This window comes from Hephaestia mangrovi, assembly GCF_019880555.1.
GTDB classification, from domain to species: Bacteria; Pseudomonadota; Alphaproteobacteria; order Sphingomonadales; family Sphingomonadaceae; genus Sphingomonas; species Sphingomonas mangrovi.
Map to the genome: position 1 here is coordinate 279,384 of NZ_JAINVU010000002.1, position 25,313 is coordinate 304,696.

Here is a 25,313-nt window from a genome sequence, read left to right on the forward strand (position 1 = left end):
GGCGGTGATGGACGCGGAGGCGCCGATCGAACCGGCGGCTGCGGCTGCCAGCGTCGCATTGCTGCCGGCGATCCCCTATCCGTTCGCGCGGCGCTTCGGCGTCGTGTTCGATGGCAATGCCGAAAAGTCGATCGTCGCGATGCGCGAGGGCGGCGATCCCAAGGTGCTGATCGAGCTGCGCCGCCATCTCGGGCGGCCGTTCGACGTCGAGTTCGTGAGTGCCGAAGCATTCGATAAGCTGCTGTCCGATCGGTACGCGATGGATGGGCAAGCAGCGGCGATGGCCGCGGGCAATCTCGGCCTCGACGGCGATCTCGATCTGCTGGCAACCGACTTGCCGACGGCCGAGGATCTGCTCGATTCGGCCGATGACGCGCCGGCGATCCGCCTCATCAATGGCGTTATCGCCGATGCCGCGCGCAACGGCGTGTCGGATATCCATATCGAGCCTTACGAGACCGGCCTCGTCATCCGGATGCGGATCGACGGCGTGCTGCGCGAGACCTTGCGAATGCCGCCCCACGTCGCGCCCGTCGTGGTCAGCCGCATCAAGGTGATGGCGCGGATGGATATCGCCGAGCGGCGCGTGCCGCAGGATGGCCGCATCGGCCTCACGCTCGGTGGCAAGCTGCTCGACGTGCGCGTCTCGACGCTGCCGAGCCGCGCCGGCGAGCGCGTGGTGCTGCGCATCCTCGACAAGGACAACGCCGGGATCGACCTCGAACAGCTCGGCATGCCGGCGGCGACCGACAAGGTGGTGCGTGGCGCAATCGCCGAACCCAACGGCATCGTCCTCGTCACAGGGCCGACGGGATCGGGCAAGACGACGACACTCTATGCCGCGCTGCGCCTGCTGAATGACGACAGCCGGAATATCCTGACGGTCGAAGATCCGGTCGAATATGCCGTCGAAGGCGTCGGGCAGACGCAGGTCAACGCCAAGGTGGGGCTGACCTTCGCGGCGGGCTTGCGGGCGATCCTGCGTCAGGATCCTGACGTGGTAATGGTCGGCGAAATCCGCGATCGCGAGACGGCGGAAATCGCGGTTCAGGCGTCGCTGACCGGGCACCTCGTGCTGTCGACCGTGCACACCAATGATTCGTTGGGGGCGATCACCCGGATGCGCGACATGAAGGTCGAGCCGTTCCTGCTCGCTTCGACCTTGCGCGCGGTGATCGCGCAGCGGCTGGTGCGGCGGTTGTGCCCCGAATGCCGCAAGCCGGTCGCGGCGGGCAATTCGCTTGCCGGTCTGCTCGGGATCGAGGCGGATGCCGTGGTCTACGAGCCCGGCGGCTGCCCGGAGTGCAACCATACCGGTTTCAAGGGCCGGATCGGCGTGTTCGAGGCGATCCGCATCGACGAGACGATGCGCCGGTTGATCAACGACGGCGCCGATGAGGGCGTCATCGCCCGTCACGCCTTCGCGCGCGCAGATACGCTGGCGATCGCCGCGCGGCAATTGGTCCGCGACGGCGTGACCACGCCGGAGGAAGCCGTAAGGGTTTCCCGGGCCGAAATGGCCGAGGTCGATGGCTGACGGCGATACATCATCCGTTCGCCCTGAATGTGTCGGAGGGCGGGGTGTGAACGGGCTTCGACAAGCTCAGACCGAACGGACGGGGCGGGCCGACCATGGCTGACTTCGACTTCGTCGCGATCGACGCGCGCGGGCAGGAGAAAGCCGGCCACGTCGCCGCCGCGACGATCGAGGCGGCACGCGCCACGCTGGACAAGCGCCGGCTCTATGTCGTGCGGATCGAGCCCGGTTCGGCGCCACCGCCGCGCGGGCGGGCGCTGCTGTCGCTGCCGAGCCTCGGCAACCGCATGACGGGCAAGCAGCTGACATTGTTCACGCGCCAGCTTGCGACCCTCAACCGCGTCAGCCCGCTCGAGGAATCGCTGCGCACGATCCAGCGCCAGACCGAGCAGGATCAGGTCCGCGCGATCGTCTCGACCGTCCATTCGGGCGTCGTTGAAGGGCGTCGCCTTTCCGACGCGATGGGTCGCGAGCCGAAGAGTTTCCCGCCGCTTTATCGCGCGATGGTTTCAGCGGGTGAGAGTTCGGGGACGCTGCCGACGATCCTCGACCGGCTTTCGGCGCTGCTGGAGCGGCAGGCGGAAATTCGCGGCAAGCTGATTACCACCATGGCCTATCCCGCGGTGCTCGCGGTGGTGGCGATGGGCGTGGTCGCAGCTCTGATGATCTTCGTGGTGCCACAGGTGGTGCAGCAGTTCGACACGGTGGGGCAAACGCTGCCGCTGCTCACCCGGATCGTGATGGCGATATCCTATTTCCTCGCGCATTATTGGTGGTTGCTGCTGCTGATCGCCGCCGCGCTGGGCGCGATCGCGTGGCGTGCCTTGAAGGAGCCGCAGATCAGGCTGGCGTTCGATAGCTGGCTGCTGCGGCTGCCGCTGCTCGGCCGATTGTTGCGCGACCTCCACGCGGCGCGGATGGCGCGAACGCTGTCGACGATGGTGGCGAGCCGGCTGCCGCTGCTCGAGGGGCTGGCGCTGACGGCCGGAACGATCAAGAACACCCGGCTCAAGATCGCGACCGACGAGATCGTCGAAGCGATCCGTGGTGGTGGCAGCCTGTCCGCGGCGATGCGCCGCAGCGAGGTGTTTCCGCCGCTGCTCGTCTATCTCGCGGCGTCGGGCGAGGCGGCAGGCCGGCTCGACGAAATGCTCGAACGCGCGGCCGACTATCTCGAGCGCGAGTTCGATCGCTTCACCGCGACGGCCCTGTCGTTGCTCGAGCCGCTGATCATCGTGCTGATGGGCGGCGTCGTCGCGACGATCGTGCTATCAATCCTGCTTCCCATCCTCCAGCTCGAAACGCTGGCCGGTCAATGAGGTTATCCATGGTTCGCTTGTTTCGCCGCTTGTTCTCCCCGCCCGCGCGCTCGCCCGACGAGGAGGGATTCACGCTCGTTGAGTTGATGGTTGTGATCGTCATCATCGGGCTGCTGGCCGCGATCGTCGCATTCAACGTGTTGCCGATGGGGGACAAGGCGCGGATCGAGAAGGCCAAGAGCGACATCTCGACGATCGATCAGGCGTTGGAAATGTATAAGCTGCAGAACATGCGCTATCCCAGCACCTCGGAAGGATTGCAGGCGTTGGTGACGGCGCCGAGCTCGGCCGACCCGTCGCATTATCAGACCGGCGGGTACATCAAGAAGCTGCCCAACGATCCTTGGGGACGGCCGTATCAATATGCGTCTCCGGGACAGCACAGCGAAGCCGACGTGTGGAGCTGGGGCGCCGACGGCAAGGAAGGTGGTAGTGGCACCGATGCCGATATCGGCAGCTGGCAATAGCCAGTCGCGCCTATTGGGCCTGTTGCACCCCGTTCGCGCGGATGGGGCGCAAGAGGGGGGCTTCACGCTTGTCGAGCTGATGGTGGTGATCGCGATCATCGGCATCGCTTCGGCGGCGGTGGTGCTGATGATGCCCGATCCGCGTGGCCGGCTGGCCGACGACGCCGATCGCTTCGCGGCGCGGGTGCGGGTGGCGCACGACGCTGCGGTACTGAATGCGCGGACGACCTCCGTATGGGTCGCGCCGGGGGGCTATGGCTTCGACATCCACAGCGGCGACGGGTGGCAGCCGATGCCCGACAAGGGATTGCGTGTGGCTCAGTGGGGCAAGGGTGTCCGGCCGCTCATTTCCGGCGGCGACAGGGCGCGGGTGATCTTCGATTCGACCGGGCTGGCGGATCAGCCGCTCGATCTGCGGCTCGAGCGCGACGGGCGGATCGCGACGGTGCATATCGGCGCCGGCGGCGAGGTGCGCGTCGATGGGTAACCAGCGCGGCTTCACCCTCATCGAGATGATGGTCGCGCTGGCGGTGTTCAGCCTTGCGGCGCTGGCGCTGATCCGGCTCGAAGGGGCGACGTTGCGTTCGACCGGTATCCTCGACGAGACGCTGACGGCGCAGATGGTCGCGCGCAACGTCGCGGTCGAGGCGCTGACCGACGCGCAACCGCCGGCTGCCGGCGAAACCAGCGGCAGTGAGGACAACGGCGGCCGCAATTGGACATGGACGCGACAAGTGACGCCGCTCGGCGATGCCGGGGCGCTACGCATCGACGTCGCGGTGGCGGGGGCGGGGCGGCCGATCGCGCACTTGATGGTCGTGCGGCCGGGAGGGTGATGGTGAGTCGATCGCCTTCCGAAGCCGGCTTCGAGCTTCCCCGACGTTCCGCTGAACCCGGCTTGAAGTCTTGCGGGCGTTCCGCCGAACACGGCTTCGAGTCTTGCGGGGGTTCCGCCGAACACGGCTTCACGCTGGTCGAGCTGATGGTCTCGCTGCTGATCTTCTCGCTGCTGGCGGCGGCTGGCGTCGGGCTGCTCGCATTCAGCGTGCGTGCGCAGCAGGTCGGGGCGGAAAAGCTCACCGATATCGCCAAGCTCAATCAGCTCGCTTCGGCGCTGTCGGCCGATCTCGCGCAGGTCCGCGCGCGGCCCACCCGGAACGAGGCAGGCGACCCCGTGCCGCCGTTCTTCGGCGCGCGCGATTCGGGGACGACACCGATGCTGCGGCTGGTTCGCGCGGGCTGGACCAACGTCGATGCCGCGCCGCGGCCAAGCGAGCAGAAGGTCGAATACCGTCTCGATAACGGATCGTTGCTGCGCGTTTCCTATCCGATGCTCGATGGCGCGGCACCGGGGCCGGCAGCGACGATCCTGAACGACGTGGCCTCGATCAAGCTGCGTTATCGTTTTGCCGGAGCCTGGAGCGACCAGTGGAACCCCGCGCCCGATCGTCCGCTGCCCGACGCGGTGGAAATGACGATCGCGCGAACCCATGGCACCACGTTCCGCGAACTGTTCCTGGTCGGCACCGGATACCGCGTCCACGGAGGCGGCAATGCGGGTTAAGGCTTCCGAGCGGGGGGCGGCGTTGCTGACGGTGCTGCTGCTCGTCGCGGTGATCTCGGTACTTGCGGCGAGCGCGCTCGAGAAGTTGCGGTTGTCGACCCGCCTCGCCGCGAACGGCGCGGCGATCGAGCAGGCGAGGGCGTTCGCCTATGCGGCCGAGACGGTCGCCACGATCCGGGTCAATTCGATCCTCGCGCAGGATGCCGCGCGCACCACGCTTGCCGGCGGTTGGGCGGGCAAACCCTATGCGCTGCCAGTGCCGGGCGGGATCGCGACACTGACGGTTACCGATGGCGGCAATTGCTTCAATCTCAACGGACTGGTCAAGCAGACCGAGCCCGGCCTCTACGTGGCGCAGCGCAATCAGGTGACGCAGTTCGTCCGGCTGATGAAGCTGATCGGCATCCCGGGGCAAGTCGCCGACGGCATCGCTGCCGCATCCGCCGACTGGATCGATACTGACGCCAACCCGCTGCCGATGGGCGCCGAAGACAGCGCCTATCTCGGCAAGGACGTGCCCTATCGCACACCCAACACGCTGATGACCGATCCCAGCGAGTTGCGCGCGGTCGCCGGGATGACACCCGAGATCTACGACAAAGTGGTGCCGTGGGTCTGCACCTTGCCTGTCGCGAAACCGTCACGGATCAACGTCAATACGCTGCAGCCCGAACAGGCTCCGCTGTTCGCGATGCTGTTTCCCGACACGATGGACCTGGGCAAGGCGCGCGCGCTGCTACTCCAGCGGCCTCCCGACGGATATGACAGCACGGTGGATTTCTGGAACCAGCCGGTGCTCGGCAACCTCAATGCCGATCAGGACGCGAAGAACAACGAGACGGGGGTGAGAACCTACTGGTTCGATATGAAGATCGACGTTACCGCATATGGCGTGCAGCTGACCCAGACTGACCTTCTCGACGCGACGCACCAGCGCGCCCAGATCGTCTCGCGCCAATGGAGCGATCCGGCGTGAGCGAGACCATCGTGCTATTCCCGCCGCAGGATGGGGACGAGCCCTATCGCTGGCTGCGCATCGCCGGGGACGCGGTGGTCGCGCGTGGCGAGGGCGTGCCTGCGTTGCCGGGGCCAGAGGATGAGCCGCAGCGGATCGTGTCGGTCGCGCCGGCCGATGCGGTGACGCTGCATTGGGCCGAACTGCCCGATCGCTCCGTGGCGCAAGCGGTTGCCGCCGCGCGGATCGCGCTGAGCGAGGCCAGCGCCGCGTCGATGGCCGATCTCCACGTCGCGGTCGGGCGCGAGGACGAGGCGGAGGAGCGGCCGATCGGCGTCGTCGGAGTCGAGCGGATGCGCGCTTGGCTCGGTGCGTTGGCGGCACAGGGGATCGATCCCGACGCCGTCGTTCCCGCTCCCATGCTGCTGCCGCGGCCAGAGGTAGGGTATGTCCGCGCCGATCTCGCCGGGCATGGCGTGGTGCGTGGCGCGACCGCGGGATTCGCCGACGAAGCGCGGCTGACCGAGCTAGTCACCGGCGGTACGCCGCCTGAAACGCTCGATCGCGATGCGGTCGATGCGGCGATCGTCGCGGCAGCAACGGCGCCTGCGCTCGATCTCAGGCAGGGACCGTTCGCCAAGCGGCGGCGGCGGGCGATCGACTGGGCACTGGTCAAGCGGCTCGGCTGGCTGGCGGCGGCAATCGTCGTCGTCACCGTATCGATCAGCGTATTCCGGATCATCCGCACCGAGATCGCCGCCGAAGGAATCGAGACCCGCACGGCGATGGTGGCCGAGCAGGGCCTGCCGGCCGGGACTTCGATCAGCGATCCCGAACGCCAGCTTGCCGCGCGGCTCGCCGGGATGCGCGGCGCAGGATTGGGCTTCAGCAGCACCGCGGGCGCCGTTTTCGGGGCGGTGCAGGCGATCCCCGGTACCGAGCTTACCGCGCTGACCTTTGACGATACCGGCGCGCTCAAGATCACCGTCACCGCGCAGGGAGAAGCGGCGGCCAACGATCTCAAGCACAGGATCGAATCGCTCGGCTTCACGGTCGATGCGAGTACCTTCACGTCGAATGCGGGGCAGGTTTCGGGCGACCTGACGGTGAAACCATGATGGCAGCGTTCAAAGCCTGGTTCGATGGTCGTTCCCTGCGCGAACGCCGGATGCTGCTGGTGATGGCGGCGATGATCGTGCTGACCATCATCTGGTTCGCGATCTTCTTGCCAATCAGCGATGGATTATCGTCGTCGCGCACGCGGTTGAACGACGCGGTCATCCGGCTGGGCCAGGCGCAGGCCGAGCGTGATGCGATCGCCGATCTCGCGAAGCAAAAGCCGCAGCCGATCCCCGGCGCGCTGGCCGATTATCTCCGCCAGAGCGCCGGTGATGTCGGGTTCGCGCTGTCCAACGTCGATGCCCAGAGCGACGATCGCGTCCGTATCGCGATTCCGACCGCGCGGCCGGGGGCGCTGTTCTCCTGGATCGCCGGGCTCGAACGTGCCGGCATCGTCGTCCAGACGATCAACGTCACCAACAATGGCGACCAGACGGTTGCGGCGGAGATGCTGCTGACGGAGCGCGGATCATGAGGCGAATCCGGCTTCGTACCGGCCCGGCTGCCTTGTTCGGGGCGATCTTCGTCGCGGCGCTGATCGTTTTCCTGCCGATGCGATTGGTGCTTGGCTGGATCGGGCTCGGCGATCTCGGCCTGACCGCGCGACAAGTGACGGGCAGCATGTGGTTCGGTTCGTTGACCGAGGCGCGAGCCGCCGGGTTCGTGCTGGGCGATATGGACGCGCATGTCTCGCCGATCCAACTGCTGGTCGGGCGGGCAAAGATCGATGTGGCGGGGAAAGGGCGCGCCCCGCTTCAGGGCGCGGCGAGCGTATCGCGGCACGGTTTTGGCGTCGACGACGTCAGCGCCAGCCTCGCGGGCGGGGCGGCGTTCGCGCCGTTGCCGGTTACGTCACTCGATCTCGACGATGTCAGCGCGCGGTTCAAGGACGGGGCGTGCGACCATGCCGAGGGCCGCGTCCGCGCGACTTTGGGCGGAGCATTGGGCGGCGTGCCACTGCCGCAGGCGATGGCCGGCACCGCGCGGTGCGATGGCAACGCGCTGCTACTGCCATTGGTGAGCACGGCGGGGACCGAGAGCCTCGACGTTCGCTTCCACGCCGATGGCAGCTATGCGGCGGACCTGACGATGCGCACCGGTGATCCGGCGCTCGGCACGAAGTTGCAGCTTGCGGGATTCCAGCCATCGGCAAACGGCTTCCTGCTTTCGGTCCAGGGGCGCATCTGATAGGCTTGACGGTAGCGGCTTCCCCCCGCTAGGGCGCGCGGATTGCGGCGATCGTAGCTCAGTTGGTTAGAGCATCGGTTTGTGGTACCGAGGGTCGCGGGTTCAAGTCCCGTCGATCGCCCCATTTCCTGTTGAACAACCCCGGGAAATTTGATGATCACCGGCTGGGGCTTCCCTGATTTCGATGCCCATGAAGGCGTCCACTTGTTCACCGACCCCGATTCCGGGCTGAGCGCGGTGATCGCCGTGCATTCGACCAAGCTCGGGCCGGCGGCTGGCGGCGTGCGCTTCTGGCATTATGCCACCAGCGATGATGCCATCACCGATGCGTTGCGCCTGTCGCGCGGCATGAGCTTCAAGAACGCGATGGCCGGTCTCGATCTCGGCGGCGGTAAGGGCGTGGTGCTCGCCGACAAGCCGGGGGCGACGATCAGCGAGGCGCAGCTCAAGGCGTTCGGCCGCGCGGTCGAATCGCTCGGTGGGCGATATGTGACGGCCGAGGATGTCGGCATGTCCGAAGCGCGGATGAAGGTGATCGCGAGCGAGACCAAATATGTCTCCGGCCTGCCTGTGCAAAGCGGCGCCGCGGGCGGCGATCCGGGGCCGTATACGGCGCATGGCGTCTATCTCGGCGTCAAGGCGGCGGCGAAGCGCGGACTGGGCGCGGACGATATGAAGGGCGTCCATGTCGCCATTCAGGGCGCCGGCTCGGTCGGCGGTGGACTGGCGCGGCTGCTGGCGAAGGACGGCGCACGGCTGACGATCGCCGATGTCGACGCCGACAAGGTCAGGGTGCTTGCCGATGAACTCGGCGCCGACCTGGCAGCAGCGGATACCGTGCTGGGTATCGAGGCGGACGTGGTGAGCCCCAATGCGCTTGGCGCAATCCTCACCGAACGTTCGATCGATGCGCTCAAGACCAGCGTGATCGCGGGCGGCGCCAACAATCAGCTGGCGACACATGCGGACGGCGCGCGCCTTCATGCGCGCGGCATCACTTACGCGCCCGATTACGTGATCAACGCAGGCGGCATCATCAACGTCGGGCTCGAATATCTCGGCCACGGCGATGAGGCCGAGGTGATGGCGCGGATCACCAGGATTCCCGATCGCCTCAACCAGGTGTGGGATGAGAGCGAAGCGAGCGGGCGCCCCGCCTCCGAAGTGGCCGATGCGATCGCGCGACGGCTGATCGGGCGCGGCTGATTTTCGCCAAGGATCGGTGGATTTGTTAGGTTTGTTTGCCTAAGCCCTGGTTCGTGCCCGCGATCCACGCCCTCGCCAATCCCGCCCGCTTCCTGAAGATCGCGCGGCCGCTGACGCCGCTGCTGTTCTGGCTGGGCATTGCGCTGGCGGCGTTCGGCTGTTGGGCGGGGCTTACCCAGACGCCCCCCGATTACCTGCAAGGCGATGCGGTGCGGATCATCTATATCCATGTGCCAACCGCATGGCTCGGCATGGCGGGGTGGAGCGGGATTGCGATTTCGAGCATTGCCTATCTCGTCTGGCGCCATCCGCTGGCGCGTGTCGCAGCCCAGGCGATCGCCATGCCGGGTGCCCTTTTTGCGGGCCTGTGCCTTGTCACCGGCTCGATCTGGGGCCGGCCGACCTGGGGGACGTGGTGGCAATGGGACGGGCGGCTGACCTCGATGTTGCTGCTGTTTTTCGTTTACCTGGCGTATATGGCGCTGGTCCGTGCCGACGATGATCGTGGTGGCGACGGGCGGATTCCAGCCATCTTCGGTATCGCCGGATCGGTGTTGCTGCCGATCATCCGTTATTCGGTGGTGTGGTGGAACACGCTGCATCAGGGCCAGAGCATCGGGTTGACCAGTTCAACGATCGCGATGTCGATCATGTGGCCGCTGTTCTTCACGCTGGCGGGGTTCACGCTGTTCTTTGCCGCCATCGTGCTGATCCGGATGCGCGCGCTGATCGCGGGGGCCAAGGCCGAGGCGCGGCTGCGGCGAAAGGCGACAGTATGAAGCTCGATCCCTGGCCGTTCGTGACCGCCGCCTACGCGATCGTCGCTATCGCGGCGGTCGCGATGTCGTTGCTGAGCTGGCGCGCGATGCGCCGCGCCGAGCGCGCGCTCGAGGAGAGCCGGCGGGCATGAAGGCTAAGCACCAGCGGTTGACGCTCGCGCTGCTCGCGCTCGCTGCGGTGATCGGTGCAGCGCTACTCGCGCTGTCGGCGCTCAAGGATCAGGCATCGTTTTTCTACGCGCCCTCGGACGTCGAGCGCGACGGGCTGCCGCTCGGCAAGGCGGTGCGGCTCGGGGGGATGGTCGAGGCGGGCTCGATCAAGCATCTGCCCGATGGCATTTCGATTCGCTTCGTGGTTACCGATGGACAGGCGAGCGTGCCGGTGTCGTTCAGCGGCATCGTGCCTGACCTGTTTCGTGAAAAGTCCGGTGTCGTTGCCGAGGGGCATTTCCAACCCGACGGCAGCTTCGTTGCGACCAACCTGCTCGCCAAGCACGACGAGAAATATATGCCGCCCCAGGTCGCTGGCGCGATGCACGAAACCAAGAGCCTCGAGCAATGATCGCCGAAGGCGGCCTTGCAGCCTTGTGGTTCGCTGCGGCGCTGGCGCTGCTGCAATTGGTGTTGGCGGCGGTGGCACTGTCGCGACGTCAGACCGCGATCGGGGTCGAGGACATGCTCGCCGCGGTGCGGCCGATCGCGATCGTGCAGGGCGTGCTGGTGGTGCTGGCGATGCTGCTGCTCATCGCGGTGTTCGTCGAGAGCGATATGTCGGTGCGGCTTGTTGCTGAAGATTCGAGCGCGGCCAAGCCATTGATTTACAAGGTCGCGGGGGCCTGGGGAAACCACGAAGGCTCGATGCTCCTGTGGGTGACGATCCTCGGGCTTGCCGGCGCGGCGGTGGCGTTGTTCGAGCGGACGTTAGAGCGGAAGACACTGGTCGCGACGCTCGGCGCGCAAGCCGCGATCGCGCTCGGCTTCTATGCGTTCCTGCTGTTCTCCTCCAATCCGTTCGCGCGGCTCGATCCGCCGCCGCCAGACGGGCAGGGGCTCAACCCACTACTGCAGGACCCCGGCCTCGCCTTCCATCCGCCGACGCTCTACCTCGGCTATGTCGGCATTTCGGTGGCCTTCTCCTTCGCCGTGGGCGCGATGATTACGCGCGATGTCGGCCCGGCCTTCGCTCGCGCGATGCGGCCGTGGGTGTTGGCGGCGTGGATATTCCTGACGATCGGCATCACCGCCGGGAGCTATTGGGCCTATTACGAGCTCGGCTGGGGCGGTTGGTGGTTCTGGGATCCGGTCGAGAACGCCTCGTTGATGCCATGGCTGGCAGCAACCGCGCTGCTCCATTCGGTGACGGTGCTGGCCACGCGTGACGGGTTGCGCGCCTGGACGATCATGCTCGCGGTTGTCGCGTTCTCGATGTCGATGATCGGCACCTTCCTCGTGCGATCGGGCATTCTGACCAGTGTTCACGCCTTCGCCATCGACCCGAAGCGCGGTGCTTTCATCCTCGCGCTGCTGGTGATCTATATCGGCGGGGCGCTGGCGCTGTTTGCGCTGCGCGTCGGTACGATCCGGCAAGGCAACACGTTCGAGCCGATCAGCCGTGAGGGCGCGCTGGTGGTCAACAACCTGCTGCTTTCGGTGATCCTCGGCATCGTTTTGATCGGCACGCTTTATCCGATCGTCGCGGCGGCATTCGGAACGCAGCTTTCGGTCGGGCACCCTTTCTTTGATTCGACGGCGGGTCCGATCGCATTGGCGCTTGTCGCGCTGATGGGTATCGGACCATTGCTGCGGTGGCGGCGTGACGACCTGCGTGCCGGGCTGAAACGGATCGCGATTCCGGCGGCGGTGGGCGTCGTGGCGCTGGTTGCGCTGTTGGTGCTCGCACCCGGCATCCATATCCTGCCGCTGCTGGGGCTCGCGCTGGCGGCGGGCGTCGCAGTGGCGAGTGTTGCGCCGCTATGGGGACGTGACCTCAAACGAACGCCGCTGTTCACCTATGGCATGGTGATCGCGCATCTGGGCATTGCGGTGAGCCTCGCCGGCATGGCGTCGGAAAGCGCCTTCAACAAGGAGACGCTGGTGGCGACGCGGATCGGCGAGCCGCAGCACGTCGGGCCGTATACGGTGACGCTGCTTGGCGTACGGCCGGTGGTCGGCGTCAACTGGTCCGCGGTCGAGGGCGTGTTGAAGGCCAGTCGTGGCGGGGCGTCGACGACGCTGCTCCCGCAATCGCGTTTCTTTTCGACACCGCCGCAGATGACCAACGAATCGGCCATCAAAACGGTGCTCGACGGCCAACTCTACACTGTGCTCGGCAATCAAGACGATGCCGGGCGGTGGCAGCTTCGCTTGTGGTGGAAGCCCTTCGTGACCCTTATCTGGGCGGGTGGCGCGTTGATCGCGATCGGCGGGGCGCTCTCGCTGCTCGGACGGCTGCGCCGCGAGCGTCGCGCGAGAAGGGGAGAGGCATGAAGCGCGTATTGCTGTGGGTGCCGCTGGGCGCGTTCGCGCTATTGTTTGCAGTCGTGGCGAGCGGGCTGTTCCGGCCGAGCGACCATCTCGTTCACTCGCAGATGGTGGGTAAGGCGTTGCCGCAATTCACGTTGCCGAAGATGGTGCCCGATGCGCCGGGCCTGGCCAGCACCACGTTCACCGATGGCAAGCCGCGACTGCTCAACGTGTTCGCAAGCTGGTGCATCCCGTGCATGGCCGAGAGCCCGAACCTGATGGCGCTCAAGCAACACGGCGTCGAGATCGACGCGGTGGCGGTCCGCGATACGCCGCGGAACGTCGAGGATTTCCTCAAGCGCTTCGGCAATCCCTATGCGCGGATCGGCGACGACCGGCAAAGCGCGGTGCAACTGGCGCTCGGTTCCTCCGGAGTGCCGGAAACCTATGTGATTGACGGTCACGGCCGGATCGTCGAACAGCATATCGGCGACGTCCGCGCCGAAGACGTGCCCGCATTGCTTGCCGCGCTGAAGAAGGCGGGCGGATGAAGCGGGCTGCCGCCCTTGCGCTGCTGGTCGTCGCTGCGCCGGCGGTTGCCGATACGCCGCTGCCCCCGGCAGCGCTGGCCGATACGCAGCTTCCCGATCCGCATCAGGAAGCCGAAGCCCGCGCGTTGATGGAGACGCTGCGCTGCGTCGTCTGCCAAGGGCAGTCGATTGCACAGAGCGACGCCGACATGGCGGGTCAGATGCGCGCGATGGTCCGCCAGCGGATCGCCGCGGGCGAGAAGCCGCGCGAAATCCGCAAATGGCTGATCGACCGCTATGGCGATTATGTCAGTTACGACCCGCCATGGAGCGCGGTAACGGCGCCGCTATGGCTGATGCCGCTGGCCTTGCTCATCATTGGCGCGTGGATCGCGCGGGCGAGCTTCAAGCGGCGCAAGCGGGGGCAAGGTTGATGGGCTGGGCGTTGATGATCGCCACCGGCGTCGGCGCCGCCGGCCTGCTCCTGGTTTTCGGTCTCCGGCGCGGATTGTGGTCGACCGTCGGCGCTGCGCTGATGCTCGGCGCGATCGGCTACGCGGTGCAGGGGAGCCCCGGGCTGGCTGGCCATCCGGTACGGGCCGATGCCGAGGGAATCGTCGTTGACCCCGGCATCACCGAGCTGCGCGGCGCCATGTTCGGTCGATACGGCGACGATGCGAAATATTTTATCACCTCCGACGCGCTGCAGCGCGCGGGTGACAGCGATCGTGCGGCGCGAGTGTTGCTCGGCGCGATTCGCCACAAGGGAGACGATGCTGCCCTGTGGACCGAACTCGGCACCGTCATTGCGGCGCATGACGGCGGCTATGTGTCGCCGGCGGCGCAACTGGCCTTCAAGCGCGCGCAGCAGCTCGCGCCGACCAATCCCGGGCCATTCTTTTTCGCAGGGCTCGCCGCGGTCCGCGCCGGCGACTTTCGCTCGGCGGTGCCGTCTTGGAAAAAGGCGCTGGCGCTGACGCCCGTCGATGCCGGGTATCGGCCGCTGCTCGCAGAACGGGTCAAGCTGCTCGAACGCTATCTGGTGCTGGCCGGGCAATAACGCCTGGCCGGATACCGGGACGGTGCCGACACCGTCCCGGCTTGCTCTCAGCTCGTTACGACCACGCTTCGAACGGCATGTCGAATGCCTCGGCGACGGCCTGGTGGCGAATCTTGCCGTCGGAGACGTTGAGGCCGGCCGCCAAATGCTTGTCGGCGCGCATCGCCGCCTCGGCACCGAGGTTGGCAAGTTTGAGGGCGAAGGGCAGCGTTGCGTTGTTTAGGGCGAACGCCGAGGTGCGCGCAACCGCGCCCGGCATGTTGGCGACGCAATAATGCGTGACGCCGTCGATCTCGTAGACGGGATCGTCATGGGTCGTCGCATGGCTGGTTTCGAAGCAGCCGCCCTGATCGATCGCGATATCGACGAGCACCGAACCGCGCTTCATCGTCTTGAGCATCTCGCGGGTGACGAGCTTCGGCGCCGCCGCGCCGGGCACCAGCACCGCCCCGATGACGAGATGCGCCTTGGCCACCGCGGCCTCGATCGCGGCCTTGGAGGCATAAGCGGTCTTGATCTGCGAACTGAAGAACATGTCGAGTTCGGCAAGCCGGCGGTTGGAGATGTCATAGATGGTGACGTCGGCGCGCATGCCGACCGCCATCTGCGCCGCATTGACCCCGGCGACGCCGCCGCCGAGGATCGCGACGCGCGCCGGCGCGACACCGGGCACGCCACCGAGCAGCACGCCACGGCCGCCCTGTTCCTTCTCGAGATAATGCGCGCCGACCTGGATCGACATGCGGCCGGCGACTTCGGACATCGGCTTGAGCAGCGGCAGCGAGCCGTCGTTGGCGGTCACCGTTTCGTAAGCGATGCAGGTCGCGCCCGATTTGATCAGCCCCTCGGTCTGGGGACGGTCCGCCGCGAGATGGAGATAAGTGAAGAGCAGGTGGCGCGGCTCGAGCATCGCGATCTCGCTCGCCTGAGGCTCCTTGACTTTCACGATCATGTCGGCTTGCGCGAACACCGTCCGGGCATCGGGGACGATCCGCGCGCCGACATCGACATAATCCTGATCGTCGAAATCGATTCCCGAGCCAGCCTTGGTTTCGACGATCACTTCATGGCCGGCGGCGACCAGCTCGGCGACCGACGACGGGGTCAGGCCAACGCGATATTCGTGGTTCTTGATTTCCTTCGGCACACCGATGCGCATGGAGGCTCTCCCAATAATCTGATGCTTGCCAATATATCCGATTGTCAGCCGCGAATCCGTGCAAAGTGTGCGTTGATGGGACTATTTGCTGCATGGACGTTTGGCCTATTGCCGACTAGACCGAACAATCATGCAGACAGATCGGATCGACTCGGGCATACTCCAACGCCTTGCCGCCGACGCGCGGGCCTCGGTGAGTCGGATCGCGTCCGAGGTAGGCTTGTCGCAATCGGCCTGCACGCGGCGTATTCAGGCGCTGGAAGCGGCGGGATTGATCGAAGGCTATGGTGCGCGGCTGGGGCACAAGCGGCTCGGCTTTCACGTTACCGCGCTGGTCGACATTACGCTCGGCACGCAGGTCGAGGAAGATCTCGCCCAGTTCGAATCGGCGGTGGCCGGCATCGACGGCGTCGTCGAATGCGCGCTGGTTTCGGGAGCGCAGGATTATCGCCTCAAGATCGTTTGCCGCGATCTCGACGATTACGAGCGGCTCCATCGCGAACATCTCGGCAGATTGCCCGGAGTCATCACGATTTCGAGCAGTTTCGTACTACGCGCGGTGCCCACCCGCGGAGAAGCCGACGCATTGTTCGGCGGAGCGAAATGACCTCTCCTCGCGTTACGTTGCGGTGCATCATCGGCCATGCTAGAGGCGCGATCGCTATGACGAGGGGCGTGATACAGGGGCCGTTCAGGGCTCAGCCGGCGTTCGAACGAGCACGAAGCATCTTTCAGTGACCAACACGAACGATCAAGCGGGCGACGCTGACGTGCGTCCGCCCGAGTCGGCTGGCCATGGCGCGCATGGGCACCAGGAGGGTTTCGCCAAGCTCGCCGTTGGCGCCGTCGGCGTGGTGTTCGGCGACATCGGTACCAGCCCGCTCTATGCCTTCCGCGAAACCTTCGCCGGCGAGCATACGCTGCCGCTCGATACGCTGCACATCATGGGCGTCGTCAGCCTGATGTTCTGGTCGATGATGATCGTCGTGACGCTCAAATACGTCTCGATCATCATGCGCGCCGACAACAAGGGCGAGGGCGGCAGCCTGGCGCTGCTGGCGCTGATCTCGGGCAAGGTCAAGAATCTGCGCTGGACGAGCGGGATCATCCTGCTTGGCGTCTTCGCCACCGCGCTGTTTTACGGCGATTCGATGATCACGCCGGCGGTCTCGGTGCTCGGCGCAATCGAGGGCCTGTCGGTCGCGGCGCCCGCGTTCGGCGGGCTCGTGCTGCCGCTTGCGGTCGTCATCCTCGTTTTCCTGTTCGCGATCCAGCGCGGCGGCACCAGCAAGGTCGGGCTGTTCTTCGGCCCGGTCATGATCTTTTATTTCGTGGTGATCGGCACGCTCGGGCTGATCAGCATCGCCAAGACGCCCGGCATCCTCTGGGCCTTTTCCCCGACCTACGCTTTAGCCTTCTTCGCCGCGGGGCCGCTCCATGCCTTTCTGGCGATGGGATCGGTGGTGCTGGCGGTGACCGGCGCCGAAGCGCTTTACGCCGACATGGGGCATTTCGGGCGCAATCCGATCCGTTTCTCGTGGTTGTGTTTCGTGCTGCCCGCGCTGATGCTCAACTATATGGGGCAGGGCGCCTTGCTGTTCCGCGATGGCGCACACGCGCTGGAAAGCCCGTTCTACATGCTGGCCCCGGATTTCCTGCAGCTGCCGCTGGTGCTGTTGGCGACGGCAGCGGCGATCATTGCGAGCCAGGCGGTGATCTCGGGCGCCTTTTCGGTGACGCAACAGGCGATCCAGCTCGGCTTCATGCCGCGCCTGCGGATCGAGCATACCAGCGCCTCGACCGCCGGGCAGATTTACATTCCGCTGGTCAACTGGCTGCTGATGACGATGGTCATCCTGCTGGTGCTGTTCTTCCAGACCTCGTCGAACCTTACGTCCGCTTATGGCATCGCGGTGACGGGAGCGATGACGATCGACACCTGCCTGCTGGGTGTCGTTCTGTTCCGGTTGTGGAACTGGAAGCCGCTCTACGCGATCCCGCTGCTTGCCTTGTTCTTCCTCGTCGACGGCGCCTATTTCGCCGCCAACATGACCAAGGTGCCATCGGGCGGCTGGGTGCCGTTGCTGGTCGGGTTCATCGTCTTTGCGGTACTGACGACCTGGGCCAAGGGGCGCCAGCTGATGATGAGCAGGCTGCGCGAAGCCTCGATGCCGATCAAGGTGTTCGTCCAGTCGGCTGCCAATTCGGCCTCGCGCGTGCCGGGCACCGCAGTGTTCATGACGTCGAGCCCGGAGGGCGTACCGCACGCGCTGCTGCATAATCTGAAACACAACAAGGTGCTGCACGAGCGCGTTATCCTGCTGACCGTGAAGATCGCCGACGAGCCGTTCATCACCGAAGCGGATCGCGTGCGTCACGACGATCTCGGCCAGGGCTTCCACCGCATTATCATCCGCTACGGCTTCATGCAGGATCCGGACGTGCCGGCGGCGCTTTCCAGCGTGCATGATTGCGGCACCGATTTCCGGATGATGGATACCAGCTTCTTCCTCGCCCGCCAGACGCTGCTTCCGGCCGAAAAACCCGGCATGATGCTGTGGCGCGAGAAACTGTTCGCGTGGATGCTGCGCAACGCGGAAAGCGCGATGGAATTCTTCAAGCTGCCCACCAACCGTGTCGTCGAACTGGGCAGCCAGGTCGAGATTTGAGCGCGCCGGCGCCGATCATCGTCACCGCGCTGCTCGGTTCCGAGGACCAGGCCCATTTCGATGCGCTGCGCCGCCGCTGGTTTCCGGCGCAGCTCAATCATCTCGATGCGCATCTTACGCTGTTCCATCACCTGCCGCCATCGATCGCTCCCGAATTGAAGCACAGGCTGATCGAGGAAACCCGCGGCATCCGCCCCCCGGATGCGCGCGTATCGTCGGTGATCTCGCTTGGTCGCGGTGTTGCCTATCGGATCGAGGCGTCCGGACTGGTGGCGATCCGTTCGCGGTTGGCCGAGGCGTTTGCCGGCCTGCTGGTGCCGCAGGATCTCGCCGCATGGCGTCCGCACATCACGATTCAGAACAAGGTGGTGCCGCCCGATGCGGCGGCGTTGCTGCGTGAATTGCAAGCCGATTTCAGGCCGCACCCGATGAAGATCGCCGGGCTCGCGAGCTGGTGGTATCGCGGAGGGCTATGGGAACCGCTATCGCGCCATATGTTCGCTTGACCGGGCAGGAAGGCCTTTCTATAGCCCGCGCCTCACGGACAGCGTGGCGGAGTAGCTCAGCTGGTTAGAGCAGCGGAATCATAATCCGCGTGTCGGGGGTTCAAGTCCCTCCTCCGCTACCATTCGTAGGCCTTTCATGAAAATCCGGCGGGCGCGTTTTCGCCCTGCGGGGCGGCGTGTCGCCCAAAAAAGCCGTCGCCTACCCAATTTGATCGCGCGAGCGCTACCCGTGCCCGTGCTAGCCCGATTGTCCGGGAGCAGTCGCGCAGGTCGCCAGGGCAGGAGTGATGAAACGACCCCGTCGCCATTTGGCCACACACCCTTTCCTCGGCCCCAACAACTGGGCGCGCGCGATTCGCAATCCGCGCCAGCTGATCAGTTTCGGACGGTTCACGACGGCCTCCTTCGCCGCGGTCGCGGTCTGGCTCGATCCAACCAGGCCGGCGCACGATCTCGACATGATCGCGGTAATCCTCGCGAGCTATCTCGTTGCATCGCTTGGTGCAATCTTCTTGGCCCTCACGGATCGGTTGGGCGAAGGCGCGTTGCGGCTGCTTCACGGCATCGATCTCGCCGTGCTGGGGCTGCTCGCCTATTTCAGCGAAGAACTCGACAGCCCATTCTTCATCTTCTTCACCTTCACCATCATGTCGTCCGCGCTTTTGTGGAAGATGAGGGGCGTGTTGTTGACCGCCGCGGCGCTGCAGCTGGTTCTGCTGGCGGTCGGATGGTCCGACATCGAGGACGGTGATTCCGAACTCAACATCCTCATTATCCGATCCTGCTACACGTGGGTGACGGCCGCGATGCTCGGCTATTTTGCAACGTATCGCGAAACGATGCGCACGAAGATGGCCAAGCTCGCCAGCTGGCAGCCTGCGGCGCCGCCGACCGGGGGCGATTCCACGCTCGCGGCGTCGCTGTCCTGCGCGCTGGAGGTTCTCGAATCGACGGCGGTCGTGATCGCCTGGCGCGATGCGGCCGCGCGGTATGGCAAGGCGATCCTGTGCAGTGCGCATGACTGGCGGGCCCTCAACCGTATATCGCCCGATTTTTTCGCCGCGCGGCTGTTGCCGGAACGGCAATTGGCACTGATCGAGAGGCGCGGCGCGCAAAGTGCGCCGATTCATGCGCTGATCGATCATTTCACGATCGATACCGAAGAGGCGCCTATCTCCGATTGGCGGTTCGCTGCGGTCGAACGGTTCCACAGCCGTTATCAGGCTGGCGCGGTGGTCATTCTTGATCCCGCCGCGACCGAGGAAATCGGGCCGCTGATGGCCTTGGTGACGGCACGAGTGAGCGAGCAGCTCGATCAGATCGCCAATACGCAGGAGCAGGCCGATGCCGCTATGCTGATGGAGCGATCGGCCGTCGCGCGCGATCTGCATGACGGCGTTCTGCAAGACCTCGCCGCCGCGGCGCTACACCTCAAGGTGGCGTCGACATCGGCGCCGCTCAACCCGGATGGCGCGATCGAAACGGCGTCGGCGATCCTGCGCCAGCAACAGCGCGCGATCCGGCGCTTCGTCGAGACGTCGAGGCCGTCGGAACTGGAGACCAACCAGTCCTTGCGCCATGGCCTTCTCACCGTGCGCGCGGTTCTCGAGCGGCAATGGAAATGCCGGATCCAGATCCATGTGTCGCCGCCGGCCCTGCTCGTGCCGGAGGACTTGATGGCCGAAATCTGCCTGATGCTTTCTGAAGCGGTGTCGAACGCGGTGCGGCACGGCAACGCCAACACTGTCACGGTCGAGGTCCGCGAGGATTGCGGAGCGCTGATGGTATCGTTCAAGGATGACGGCGGAACGGCGCAACATCCCGGGCCGCGATTGGTGAAATCGCCGCGCTCGCTCGATGCGCGCGTGCGCCAGCTCGGCGGAACGGTGAGCTGCTTCCATGCGCCCGATGGCTATACGATCTCCTCTGTCCTGCCGATTGGCGGCGTGAATGATGCCCACCATCACGCTGGCTGACGATCACCGGATTCTGCTCGAGCCGATGAAGGTGCTGATCGAGCGCGATACCGATCTTCGCGTCGTCGCGACGGCGGCGAATGGTGCGGAGGCGATCGCCGCGATCAAACGCTTGCAGCCGGACATCGCGTTGCTCGATCTTGCGATGCCGCCGCCCGGCGGATTGCAAATCCTGCGTACGCTGGCGCGCACGCCGGGCGACTTTTTCGGCACCAGGATCGTGTTTCTCACCGCTTCGATCGGCGAGGCGGAGATCGTACAGGCGGTGACATTGGGCGTCGCCGGCATCCTGCTCAAGGAATCGGTGCCTGAGGAACTCGTCGAGTGCCTGTCCGCCGTGCTGCGCGGCGAGCGCTGGTTGCCGAGACAGTTGGTCGGCCACGCACTCGCCACAACCATGGAACGCTATCGCCGGGCCAGTGCCGCGCTGACGGCGCGCGAACGCGAGATCGCCCAGGGCGTGGCGAGAGGCCTCTCAAACCGCGAAATCGCCGATCAGTGCGGCATTTCCGAGGGGACGGTGAAGATCCATCTCCACAACATCTTCGGCAAGCTCAAGCTCGAGAGCCGGTCGCAGCTCGCCTTCTGCGTCGGCACGGAGCGCGCCGGCTCGGGGTCGGCGATCGCGATCGGCTGACCGCCGTCCGGCTTATCGGATCATCCTTATGCGGCCTCGGGCAAGACCGATTTGCGGATCAGGAAATTGCCGAGCGCCAGACTGTCCATCCCGGTGCCGAAGAACGTTCTGAGCGCGTCGGTTGCGGTGCACACGATCGGCTCGCCCTTCACGTTGAACGAGGTGTTGAGCAGCACCGGCACGCCGGTAATTTGCTCGAACCGCTTGAGCAGGCTGTGGAATAGCGGGTTGGCGGTTTCATGCACCATCTGCACGCGCACCGTGCCGTCGACATGGACGATCGCCGGCGCGTCTTCGCCCAGCTCGGGCTTGGCGCGGAAAGCGACGACCATGAACGGCGCGTCGTCCCACCGTTCGAGATAGCGATCGGCGGCCTCAGCGGTCATCGACGGGCAGAACGGGCGCCAGGGCTCGCGATATTTGATGACGTTGTTGACCCTGTCGCGCGCGCTGACGTGGCGCGGGTCGGCGAGGATGCTCCGCTGGCCGAGCGCGCGCGGCCCCGCCTCCATGCGGCCCTGGAACCAGCCCACCACGCGCCCTTCGGCAAGCTCGACGGCGACCGACCGCGCGATGTCGTTCGAGCGCGCATAGGCGACGCCGCAGCGCTTGAGCACCGTTTCGATATCGTCGTCGCTTTCTGCGTTGCCGAGCGCAAGCGTGACGAGCGGTTCCGGGCGGATGCCGGTCTGCTGCCAGCACGCGACCAGAGCGGCACCGGCGGCAGCGCCGCTGTCGCTGCACAGCGGATGCGGGAAAATGCGCGAGATGCCCTCCATCTCGAACAATTTGCTGTTCATTTTGACGTTGAGGCCGACGCCGCCGCCGATGACCAGCGCGCTCGCCCCGGTTTCGCCCTGCGCCCAGCGCACGAGGCGCTGCGTTGCCGTCTCCAGCGCTTCTTGGATTGCGTAGGCGAAATCGAAATGCCACTCGGCGAGCGGTTCGCTGGCCGCGCGCGGGGCACGGCCGAACAGTTCGGCAAAGGCATCAGTGAACCGGCTCGACCAATTGTGGCGGCCATAATGGATCAACGCCGGATCGAGCCGGTAGCCGATCCCGTCCTCGGCTGCGAACAGCAGGTGATCGACCGCGCGCTTGATCTCGGGATTGGGGTGGCCATAGGCTGCAAGACCCATCACCTTGTATTCGCCGTCATAGGCCTCGAAGCCGAGATATTCGGTCGCAGCGGCATAGAACCAGCCGAGTGAATGCGGCATCGCCACTTCATAGAGAGGGCGCACCGCGTCATCCTGGCCATGCCAGACGACCGTGCAGAACTGATCGCCCGAACCGTCCACCGTCAGGCAGATCGCGTCGTCGAACGGCGATTGCAGAAAGGCGTGCATCGCGTGGACATAATGGTGCGGGATCGGCCAGATCGGCGGCATTTCCTGCGCGCCGAACGCCCGGCGCCAGGCAGTGGCGTGGCGTGCCTTGACGCTCTCTTCGCTGAAGTGGCGCAGCACGCCGTTCTGCCAGTTGATCGTCTGCTGGTCGACCGGCCATTCGCGGCGCATCTGCTGGAAGAAGTCGCGCATCGCGCCGTTGGTGTAGGACGGCACATCCCAGTTGATCGCCAGCGCGGAAACGTCGCCTGGCCCGATACCCGCCTGATCGAGGCAAAAGCGCAGCGACCGCGCCGGGTACCAGCCGTTGGCATGCTTGTTTCTGATGAACCGTTCTTCTTCGGCATAGGCCAGCAGCTTGCCGTTGCTGACGATGCCGACCGCCGGATCGTACCCGCCTTCGAAAATCCCCACAAAATGATCGGCCATCGCTGCCTCCCTGCCTTGATGGGGTCAGCTTATCCGGCGGGCCGAGGGGCGACCATTTATCGGCGATATACTTCCCACGGGGGAGGGCCGGCCTAACCATTTTGCGCCGTGGGATGGGCACATCTGGCGGAGCGGCCGGATCAGGATGCGGCCGCTTCCTCGCGCCGCGTCGCGCGTGCCAGCCTGGCGAGCACGGCGACTGCCGACGCGGAGCCTGGCGCAGCGCGGCGATGGACAATCAACCCCGATTCATTGTGCGGCTCGGCAAAATCGAGCTGGACGTCGAGTTCGCGCGGCGTTTCGTGCGGCGCGTGGCTGCGCTCCAGGTAGATCAGGCCGGGTATATCGAGCCGGCAACGCGCGACCAGCGGATCCAGCAGACGATCGACCTCGGCCGGCGAAACGTCGTCGAGCAATAGGGCGATACGCACACGTCTGCTTGCCTTGTACGCAAGACGGATCATTTCTTCGGGCAAGCGGCCATCGGCCTGCCGGTGAATGTCGAGTATCGCGAACGTGCTGGTCATGGCAGCGTCTCCTGTCGCGATTCTATCCTCGATGCGGGAGGATCGCATTAGGGGCAGAAGGCGTATAACCGGGTCGGATATTGTTTTTCGTGACCGCCGCGCTGGCGATCGAGCCGCAACCCGACACGCAACGATTTTCTTGGATCGTCCCGAAAATCCCCGCCATCTAGGTTCCTGACGAGGCCGCACGGAGCATGATTCGCGCTGGCAGGACGGGGCTTTCAATGGAAACAATCGGTCGGGATCTTCGCGAGATGCAGCGCGTGCCTCTGGCATCTTCGCATGTCGATGCGCTGCGTGAAGCGGGGCAGCTCGTTCATTATCCGGCAGGCGCCGTCATCGTGCGACCCGGCGATCCGGTCGATCACTTCGTCTATGTAGAGGACGGCGAGATCGAGGTGATGAACCCGTTCACCGGCGAACGTCATGTGCCGTCGACGCTCGGGCCGACCCAGTTCATGAGCGAGATATCGTTCCTCTATGGCGGCAGCTGGACGATGCCAATGCGCGCTGTTCGCGATACGCGGGCAATCGCCGTCCCGCGCACGGCGATGCTGCGGCTGATGTCCGAAATCCCGGAAATGTCCGATATCATCATTACCGTGCTCGCGGCGCGGCGGCGGCGTCAGCTCGATGCCGGTGACGGCATGTTGGTGCTGATCGGCGAGGAGGACCGCCGGATCCGGCGCATCGCCGAGTTCGCCAGTCGCAGCCGCTTGCCCTATAGTTCTTACGATATCGGAAGCCCCGAAGCCGCGCGGATCGCGGAGAGCTGCGCCATCGAAGCGGGGAAGCCGGCCGTCATCTTCGGGCGCGACGAGGTCGTTTCCGATCCCACGCCCGAAAAGGTGGCCCGTTTGTTCGGGGTCAATCGCGACCTCGCCGAGGACGAGCCGTTCGATGTCCTGATCGTCGGCGGTGGTCCGGCAGGCGTCGCGGCGGGCGTTTATGCCGGCGCCGAGGGGCTGAGCGCGCTGGTCGTCGACGAGATCGCCATCGGCGGCCAGGCGGGCACGTCGAGCCGGATCGAGAATTATATGGGTTTCCCCACCGGGATTTCGGGCGCCGATCTCGTCTGGCGCGGCGAGGTTCAGGCGATGAAATTCGGCACGCGCTTCGTCGTGCCGCGCCGTGTGGTGAAGCTGGAACGGCTGGAGGGCCGCCAATTCTGCGCCACGTTCGACAACGGGCAACGCGTCCGCGTCGGCGCGGTCGTGGTTGCGACCGGTGTCCAGTATCGCCGCCTTCCGATCGACCGGCTCGCCGATTTCGAGGGCGCCGGCGTCTATTACGCAGCCACCGAGAACGAGGCGCGCTTTTGCCGGGGCGCCGATACGATCGTCATCGGCGGCGGCAATTCGGCCGGCCAAGCGGCGATGTTTCTGTGCCGGTCGTCGAGCCACGTCCGCGTGATGGTGCGTGGCGCGTCACTTGCTGCATCGATGTCGAGCTATCTCTCCAGCCGTCTCGCGGCCGATCGGGCGATCACCGTGGAATATGGCACCGAGGTTGTGGCGTTGCACGGCACCGACAAGCTCGAAGCCGTCACTATCCGCGATTCGCGAGACCAGTCCGAACGCAAGCTTGCCACCTGCGCGGTGTTCGTCATGGTCGGTGCGGCGCCCAATACCGGGTGGCTGTCCGGGCTGGTCGCGCTCGACGACAAGGGCTTCGTGCTGACCGGCGATGCCGTCGGCGGCGGATCGCCATACGCCACGTCGCAGCCGGGGATATTCGCCGTGGGCGACGTGCGAGCGGGATCGGTGAAGCGCGTCGCTTCGTCGGTCGGCGAAGGATCGGTCGTCATCTCCAAAGTGTGGGAGCACATCAACGGCAAGTGATTGATTATGACATTGGACCGCCTTGTCCTTCTG

General features: G+C 65.6%; 27 protein-coding genes and 2 tRNA genes. 26 read left to right on the top strand and 3 right to left on the bottom strand.

Annotation, left to right across the window (positions count from 1 at the left end; translation table 11 throughout):
• Positions 1 to 7: 7 nt before the first annotated feature.
• The 19 genes from K7G81_RS05290 to K7G81_RS05375 all read left to right on the top strand — a co-directional run bounded on the left by K7G81_RS05290 (position 8) and on the right by K7G81_RS05375 (position 14,187).
• The gene (locus K7G81_RS05290; protein ID WP_255586737.1) at positions 8 to 1,537 is read left to right on the top strand and encodes a GspE/PulE family protein; all 1,530 of its coding nucleotides are present in this window, start codon (positions 8 to 10) and stop codon (positions 1,535 to 1,537) included.
• 95 nt (positions 1,538 to 1,632) lie between these two features.
• Positions 1,633 to 2,856 carry a type II secretion system inner membrane protein GspF gene (gspF, locus tag K7G81_RS05295; RefSeq protein WP_223029705.1) on the top strand — a complete coding sequence of 408 codons (1,224 nt, stop codon included), beginning with the start codon at positions 1,633 to 1,635 and terminating at the stop codon, positions 2,854 to 2,856.
• Between the two features lie 8 nt (positions 2,857 to 2,864).
• On the top strand, positions 2,865 to 3,323 hold the full coding sequence (gspG, locus tag K7G81_RS05300; RefSeq protein ID WP_255586634.1) for a type II secretion system major pseudopilin GspG: 459 nt from the start codon (positions 2,865 to 2,867) through the stop codon (positions 3,321 to 3,323).
• Positions 3,298 to 3,810, top strand: coding sequence for a GspH/FimT family pseudopilin (locus tag K7G81_RS05305; protein ID WP_223029707.1), 513 nt, complete (start codon positions 3,298 to 3,300; stop codon positions 3,808 to 3,810). Before gspG ends, K7G81_RS05305 begins: the two co-directional genes overlap by 26 nt.
• Positions 3,803 to 4,159 (top strand): type II secretion system minor pseudopilin GspI, encoded by a 357-nt coding sequence (gene gspI, locus K7G81_RS05310; RefSeq protein ID WP_223029708.1) that lies wholly within the window; start codon positions 3,803 to 3,805, stop codon positions 4,157 to 4,159. Before K7G81_RS05305 ends, gspI begins: the two co-directional genes overlap by 8 nt.
• A gap of 62 nt (positions 4,160 to 4,221) precedes the next feature.
• Complete coding sequence (gene gspJ / locus K7G81_RS05315) at positions 4,222 to 4,887, top strand: type II secretion system minor pseudopilin GspJ (RefSeq protein WP_255586635.1); 666 nt, start codon at positions 4,222 to 4,224, stop codon at positions 4,885 to 4,887.
• Entirely contained in the window at positions 4,877 to 5,863 is a 987-nt protein-coding gene (gspK, locus tag K7G81_RS05320; protein ID WP_223029710.1) for a type II secretion system minor pseudopilin GspK, read from the top strand. The genes gspJ and gspK overlap by 11 nt, the downstream gene beginning before the upstream one ends.
• Positions 5,860 to 6,960, top strand: a complete 1,101-nt coding sequence (gene gspL, locus K7G81_RS05325; protein ID WP_223029711.1) for a type II secretion system protein GspL — start codon at positions 5,860 to 5,862, stop codon at positions 6,958 to 6,960. The genes gspK and gspL overlap by 4 nt, the downstream gene beginning before the upstream one ends.
• Positions 6,957 to 7,436, top strand: a complete 480-nt coding sequence (gspM, locus tag K7G81_RS05330) for a type II secretion system protein GspM (protein WP_255586637.1) — start codon at positions 6,957 to 6,959, stop codon at positions 7,434 to 7,436. Before gspL ends, gspM begins: the two co-directional genes overlap by 4 nt.
• Positions 7,433 to 8,149: a type II secretion system protein N gene (gene gspN, locus K7G81_RS05335; protein ID WP_223029712.1), complete on the top strand. Its 717-nt coding sequence runs from the start codon at positions 7,433 to 7,435 to the stop codon at positions 8,147 to 8,149. Before gspM ends, gspN begins: the two co-directional genes overlap by 4 nt.
• Positions 8,150 to 8,196: 47 nt before the next feature.
• A tRNA-His gene (locus K7G81_RS05340) sits at positions 8,197 to 8,273 on the top strand.
• A 29-nt stretch (positions 8,274 to 8,302) separates the two neighbouring features.
• The gene (locus K7G81_RS05345) at positions 8,303 to 9,355 is read left to right on the top strand and encodes a Leu/Phe/Val dehydrogenase (protein ID WP_223029713.1); all 1,053 of its coding nucleotides are present in this window, start codon (positions 8,303 to 8,305) and stop codon (positions 9,353 to 9,355) included.
• A gap of 53 nt (positions 9,356 to 9,408) precedes the next feature.
• The gene (ccmC, locus tag K7G81_RS05350) at positions 9,409 to 10,134 is read left to right on the top strand and encodes a heme ABC transporter permease CcmC (protein WP_223030137.1); all 726 of its coding nucleotides are present in this window, start codon (positions 9,409 to 9,411) and stop codon (positions 10,132 to 10,134) included.
• A complete protein-coding gene (locus K7G81_RS17715) occupies positions 10,131 to 10,265 on the top strand; it encodes a hypothetical protein (protein WP_255586642.1) in 135 nt (44 codons plus the stop codon). The genes ccmC and K7G81_RS17715 overlap by 4 nt, the downstream gene beginning before the upstream one ends.
• Positions 10,262 to 10,696, top strand: coding sequence for a cytochrome c maturation protein CcmE (gene ccmE / locus K7G81_RS05355; protein WP_223029714.1), 435 nt, complete (start codon positions 10,262 to 10,264; stop codon positions 10,694 to 10,696). The genes K7G81_RS17715 and ccmE overlap by 4 nt, the downstream gene beginning before the upstream one ends.
• A complete protein-coding gene (locus K7G81_RS05360) occupies positions 10,693 to 12,621 on the top strand; it encodes a heme lyase CcmF/NrfE family subunit (RefSeq protein ID WP_223029715.1) in 1,929 nt (642 codons plus the stop codon). The genes ccmE and K7G81_RS05360 overlap by 4 nt, the downstream gene beginning before the upstream one ends.
• Complete coding sequence (locus K7G81_RS05365; protein WP_223029716.1) at positions 12,618 to 13,148, top strand: redoxin family protein; 531 nt, start codon at positions 12,618 to 12,620, stop codon at positions 13,146 to 13,148. Before K7G81_RS05360 ends, K7G81_RS05365 begins: the two co-directional genes overlap by 4 nt.
• The gene (locus K7G81_RS05370) at positions 13,145 to 13,561 is read left to right on the top strand and encodes a cytochrome c-type biogenesis protein (protein WP_223029717.1); all 417 of its coding nucleotides are present in this window, start codon (positions 13,145 to 13,147) and stop codon (positions 13,559 to 13,561) included. The genes K7G81_RS05365 and K7G81_RS05370 overlap by 4 nt, the downstream gene beginning before the upstream one ends.
• Positions 13,477 to 14,187 carry a tetratricopeptide repeat protein gene (locus K7G81_RS05375; protein WP_255586643.1) on the top strand — a complete coding sequence of 237 codons (711 nt, stop codon included), beginning with the start codon at positions 13,477 to 13,479 and terminating at the stop codon, positions 14,185 to 14,187. The genes K7G81_RS05370 and K7G81_RS05375 overlap by 85 nt, the downstream gene beginning before the upstream one ends.
• A gap of 55 nt (positions 14,188 to 14,242) precedes the next feature.
• Here the strand turns inward: K7G81_RS05375 and ald are convergent, their stop codons facing one another.
• A complete protein-coding gene (gene ald / locus K7G81_RS05380) occupies positions 14,243 to 15,346 on the bottom strand; it encodes an alanine dehydrogenase (protein ID WP_223029718.1) in 1,104 nt (367 codons plus the stop codon).
• Positions 15,347 to 15,476: 130 nt separating this feature from the next.
• On the opposite strand from ald, the gene K7G81_RS05385 reads away from it, so the two are divergent.
• From K7G81_RS05385 to K7G81_RS05410, 6 genes are all read left to right on the top strand, one after another.
• Positions 15,477 to 15,953, top strand: a complete 477-nt coding sequence (locus K7G81_RS05385) for an Lrp/AsnC family transcriptional regulator (protein ID WP_223029719.1) — start codon at positions 15,477 to 15,479, stop codon at positions 15,951 to 15,953.
• A gap of 163 nt (positions 15,954 to 16,116) precedes the next feature.
• On the top strand, positions 16,117 to 18,015 hold the full coding sequence (locus K7G81_RS05390) for a potassium transporter Kup (protein ID WP_369412052.1): 1,899 nt from the start codon (positions 16,117 to 16,119) through the stop codon (positions 18,013 to 18,015).
• Positions 18,012 to 18,521 (top strand): 2'-5' RNA ligase family protein, encoded by a 510-nt coding sequence (locus K7G81_RS05395; protein ID WP_223029721.1) that lies wholly within the window; start codon positions 18,012 to 18,014, stop codon positions 18,519 to 18,521. The genes K7G81_RS05390 and K7G81_RS05395 overlap by 4 nt, the downstream gene beginning before the upstream one ends.
• Before the next feature lie 45 nt (positions 18,522 to 18,566).
• Positions 18,567 to 18,643, top strand: a tRNA-Met gene (locus tag K7G81_RS05400).
• 165 nt (positions 18,644 to 18,808) lie between these two features.
• Complete coding sequence (locus K7G81_RS05405; protein ID WP_223029722.1) at positions 18,809 to 20,497, top strand: sensor histidine kinase; 1,689 nt, start codon at positions 18,809 to 18,811, stop codon at positions 20,495 to 20,497.
• Positions 20,472 to 21,134, top strand: coding sequence for a response regulator (locus K7G81_RS05410; protein ID WP_223029723.1), 663 nt, complete (start codon positions 20,472 to 20,474; stop codon positions 21,132 to 21,134). Before K7G81_RS05405 ends, K7G81_RS05410 begins: the two co-directional genes overlap by 26 nt.
• A gap of 26 nt (positions 21,135 to 21,160) precedes the next feature.
• Here K7G81_RS05410 and K7G81_RS05415 read toward each other — a convergent pair whose 3' ends face one another.
• Both K7G81_RS05415 and K7G81_RS05420 read right to left on the bottom strand, forming a co-directional pair.
• On the bottom strand, positions 21,161 to 22,912 hold the full coding sequence (locus tag K7G81_RS05415; RefSeq protein ID WP_223029724.1) for a carbamoyltransferase family protein: 1,752 nt from the start codon (positions 22,910 to 22,912) through the stop codon (positions 21,161 to 21,163).
• Between the two features lie 140 nt (positions 22,913 to 23,052).
• On the bottom strand, positions 23,053 to 23,439 hold the full coding sequence (locus tag K7G81_RS05420) for a hypothetical protein (RefSeq protein WP_223029725.1): 387 nt from the start codon (positions 23,437 to 23,439) through the stop codon (positions 23,053 to 23,055).
• 224 nt (positions 23,440 to 23,663) lie between these two features.
• On the opposite strand from K7G81_RS05420, the gene K7G81_RS05425 reads away from it, so the two are divergent.
• Entirely contained in the window at positions 23,664 to 25,280 is a 1,617-nt protein-coding gene (locus K7G81_RS05425; protein ID WP_223029726.1) for an FAD-dependent oxidoreductase, read from the top strand.
• The last annotated feature ends 33 nt before the right edge of the window (positions 25,281 to 25,313 follow it).

Bases quoted from the DNA above. Each gene is read 5' to 3' on its own strand.
- K7G81_RS05385 (WP_223029719.1), top strand. From the start codon at position 15,477: ATGCAGACAGATCGGATCGACTCGGGCATACTCCAACGCCTTGCCGCC.
- K7G81_RS05405 (WP_223029722.1), top strand. From the start codon at position 18,809: ATGAAACGACCCCGTCGCCATTTGGCCACACACCCTTTCCTCGGCCCC.
- K7G81_RS05360 (WP_223029715.1), top strand. From the start codon at position 10,693: ATGATCGCCGAAGGCGGCCTTGCAGCCTTGTGGTTCGCTGCGGCGCTG.
- K7G81_RS05290 (WP_255586737.1), top strand. From the start codon at position 8: ATGGACGCGGAGGCGCCGATCGAACCGGCGGCTGCGGCTGCCAGCGTC.
- K7G81_RS05345 (WP_223029713.1), top strand. From the start codon at position 8,303: ATGATCACCGGCTGGGGCTTCCCTGATTTCGATGCCCATGAAGGCGTC.
- K7G81_RS05415 (WP_223029724.1), bottom strand. From the start codon at position 22,912: ATGGCCGATCATTTTGTGGGGATTTTCGAAGGCGGGTACGATCCGGCG.
- K7G81_RS05375 (WP_255586643.1), top strand. From the start codon at position 13,477: ATGGCTGATGCCGCTGGCCTTGCTCATCATTGGCGCGTGGATCGCGCG.
- K7G81_RS05425 (WP_223029726.1), top strand. From the start codon at position 23,664: ATGGAAACAATCGGTCGGGATCTTCGCGAGATGCAGCGCGTGCCTCTG.
- gspF (WP_223029705.1), top strand. From the start codon at position 1,633: ATGGCTGACTTCGACTTCGTCGCGATCGACGCGCGCGGGCAGGAGAAA.
- K7G81_RS05365 (WP_223029716.1), top strand. From the start codon at position 12,618: ATGAAGCGCGTATTGCTGTGGGTGCCGCTGGGCGCGTTCGCGCTATTG.
- gspM (WP_255586637.1), top strand. From the start codon at position 6,957: ATGATGGCAGCGTTCAAAGCCTGGTTCGATGGTCGTTCCCTGCGCGAA.
- K7G81_RS05370 (WP_223029717.1), top strand. From the start codon at position 13,145: ATGAAGCGGGCTGCCGCCCTTGCGCTGCTGGTCGTCGCTGCGCCGGCG.
- K7G81_RS17715 (WP_255586642.1), top strand. From the start codon at position 10,131: ATGAAGCTCGATCCCTGGCCGTTCGTGACCGCCGCCTACGCGATCGTC.
- gspN (WP_223029712.1), top strand. From the start codon at position 7,433: ATGAGGCGAATCCGGCTTCGTACCGGCCCGGCTGCCTTGTTCGGGGCG.
- gspK (WP_223029710.1), top strand. From the start codon at position 4,877: ATGCGGGTTAAGGCTTCCGAGCGGGGGGCGGCGTTGCTGACGGTGCTG.
- K7G81_RS05305 (WP_223029707.1), top strand. From the start codon at position 3,298: ATGCCGATATCGGCAGCTGGCAATAGCCAGTCGCGCCTATTGGGCCTG.
- K7G81_RS05410 (WP_223029723.1), top strand. From the start codon at position 20,472: ATGATGCCCACCATCACGCTGGCTGACGATCACCGGATTCTGCTCGAG.
- gspG (WP_255586634.1), top strand. From the start codon at position 2,865: ATGGTTCGCTTGTTTCGCCGCTTGTTCTCCCCGCCCGCGCGCTCGCCC.
- gspI (WP_223029708.1), top strand. From the start codon at position 3,803: ATGGGTAACCAGCGCGGCTTCACCCTCATCGAGATGATGGTCGCGCTG.
- ald (WP_223029718.1), bottom strand. From the start codon at position 15,346: ATGCGCATCGGTGTGCCGAAGGAAATCAAGAACCACGAATATCGCGTT.
- K7G81_RS05420 (WP_223029725.1), bottom strand. From the start codon at position 23,439: ATGACCAGCACGTTCGCGATACTCGACATTCACCGGCAGGCCGATGGC.
- ccmE (WP_223029714.1), top strand. From the start codon at position 10,262: ATGAAGGCTAAGCACCAGCGGTTGACGCTCGCGCTGCTCGCGCTCGCT.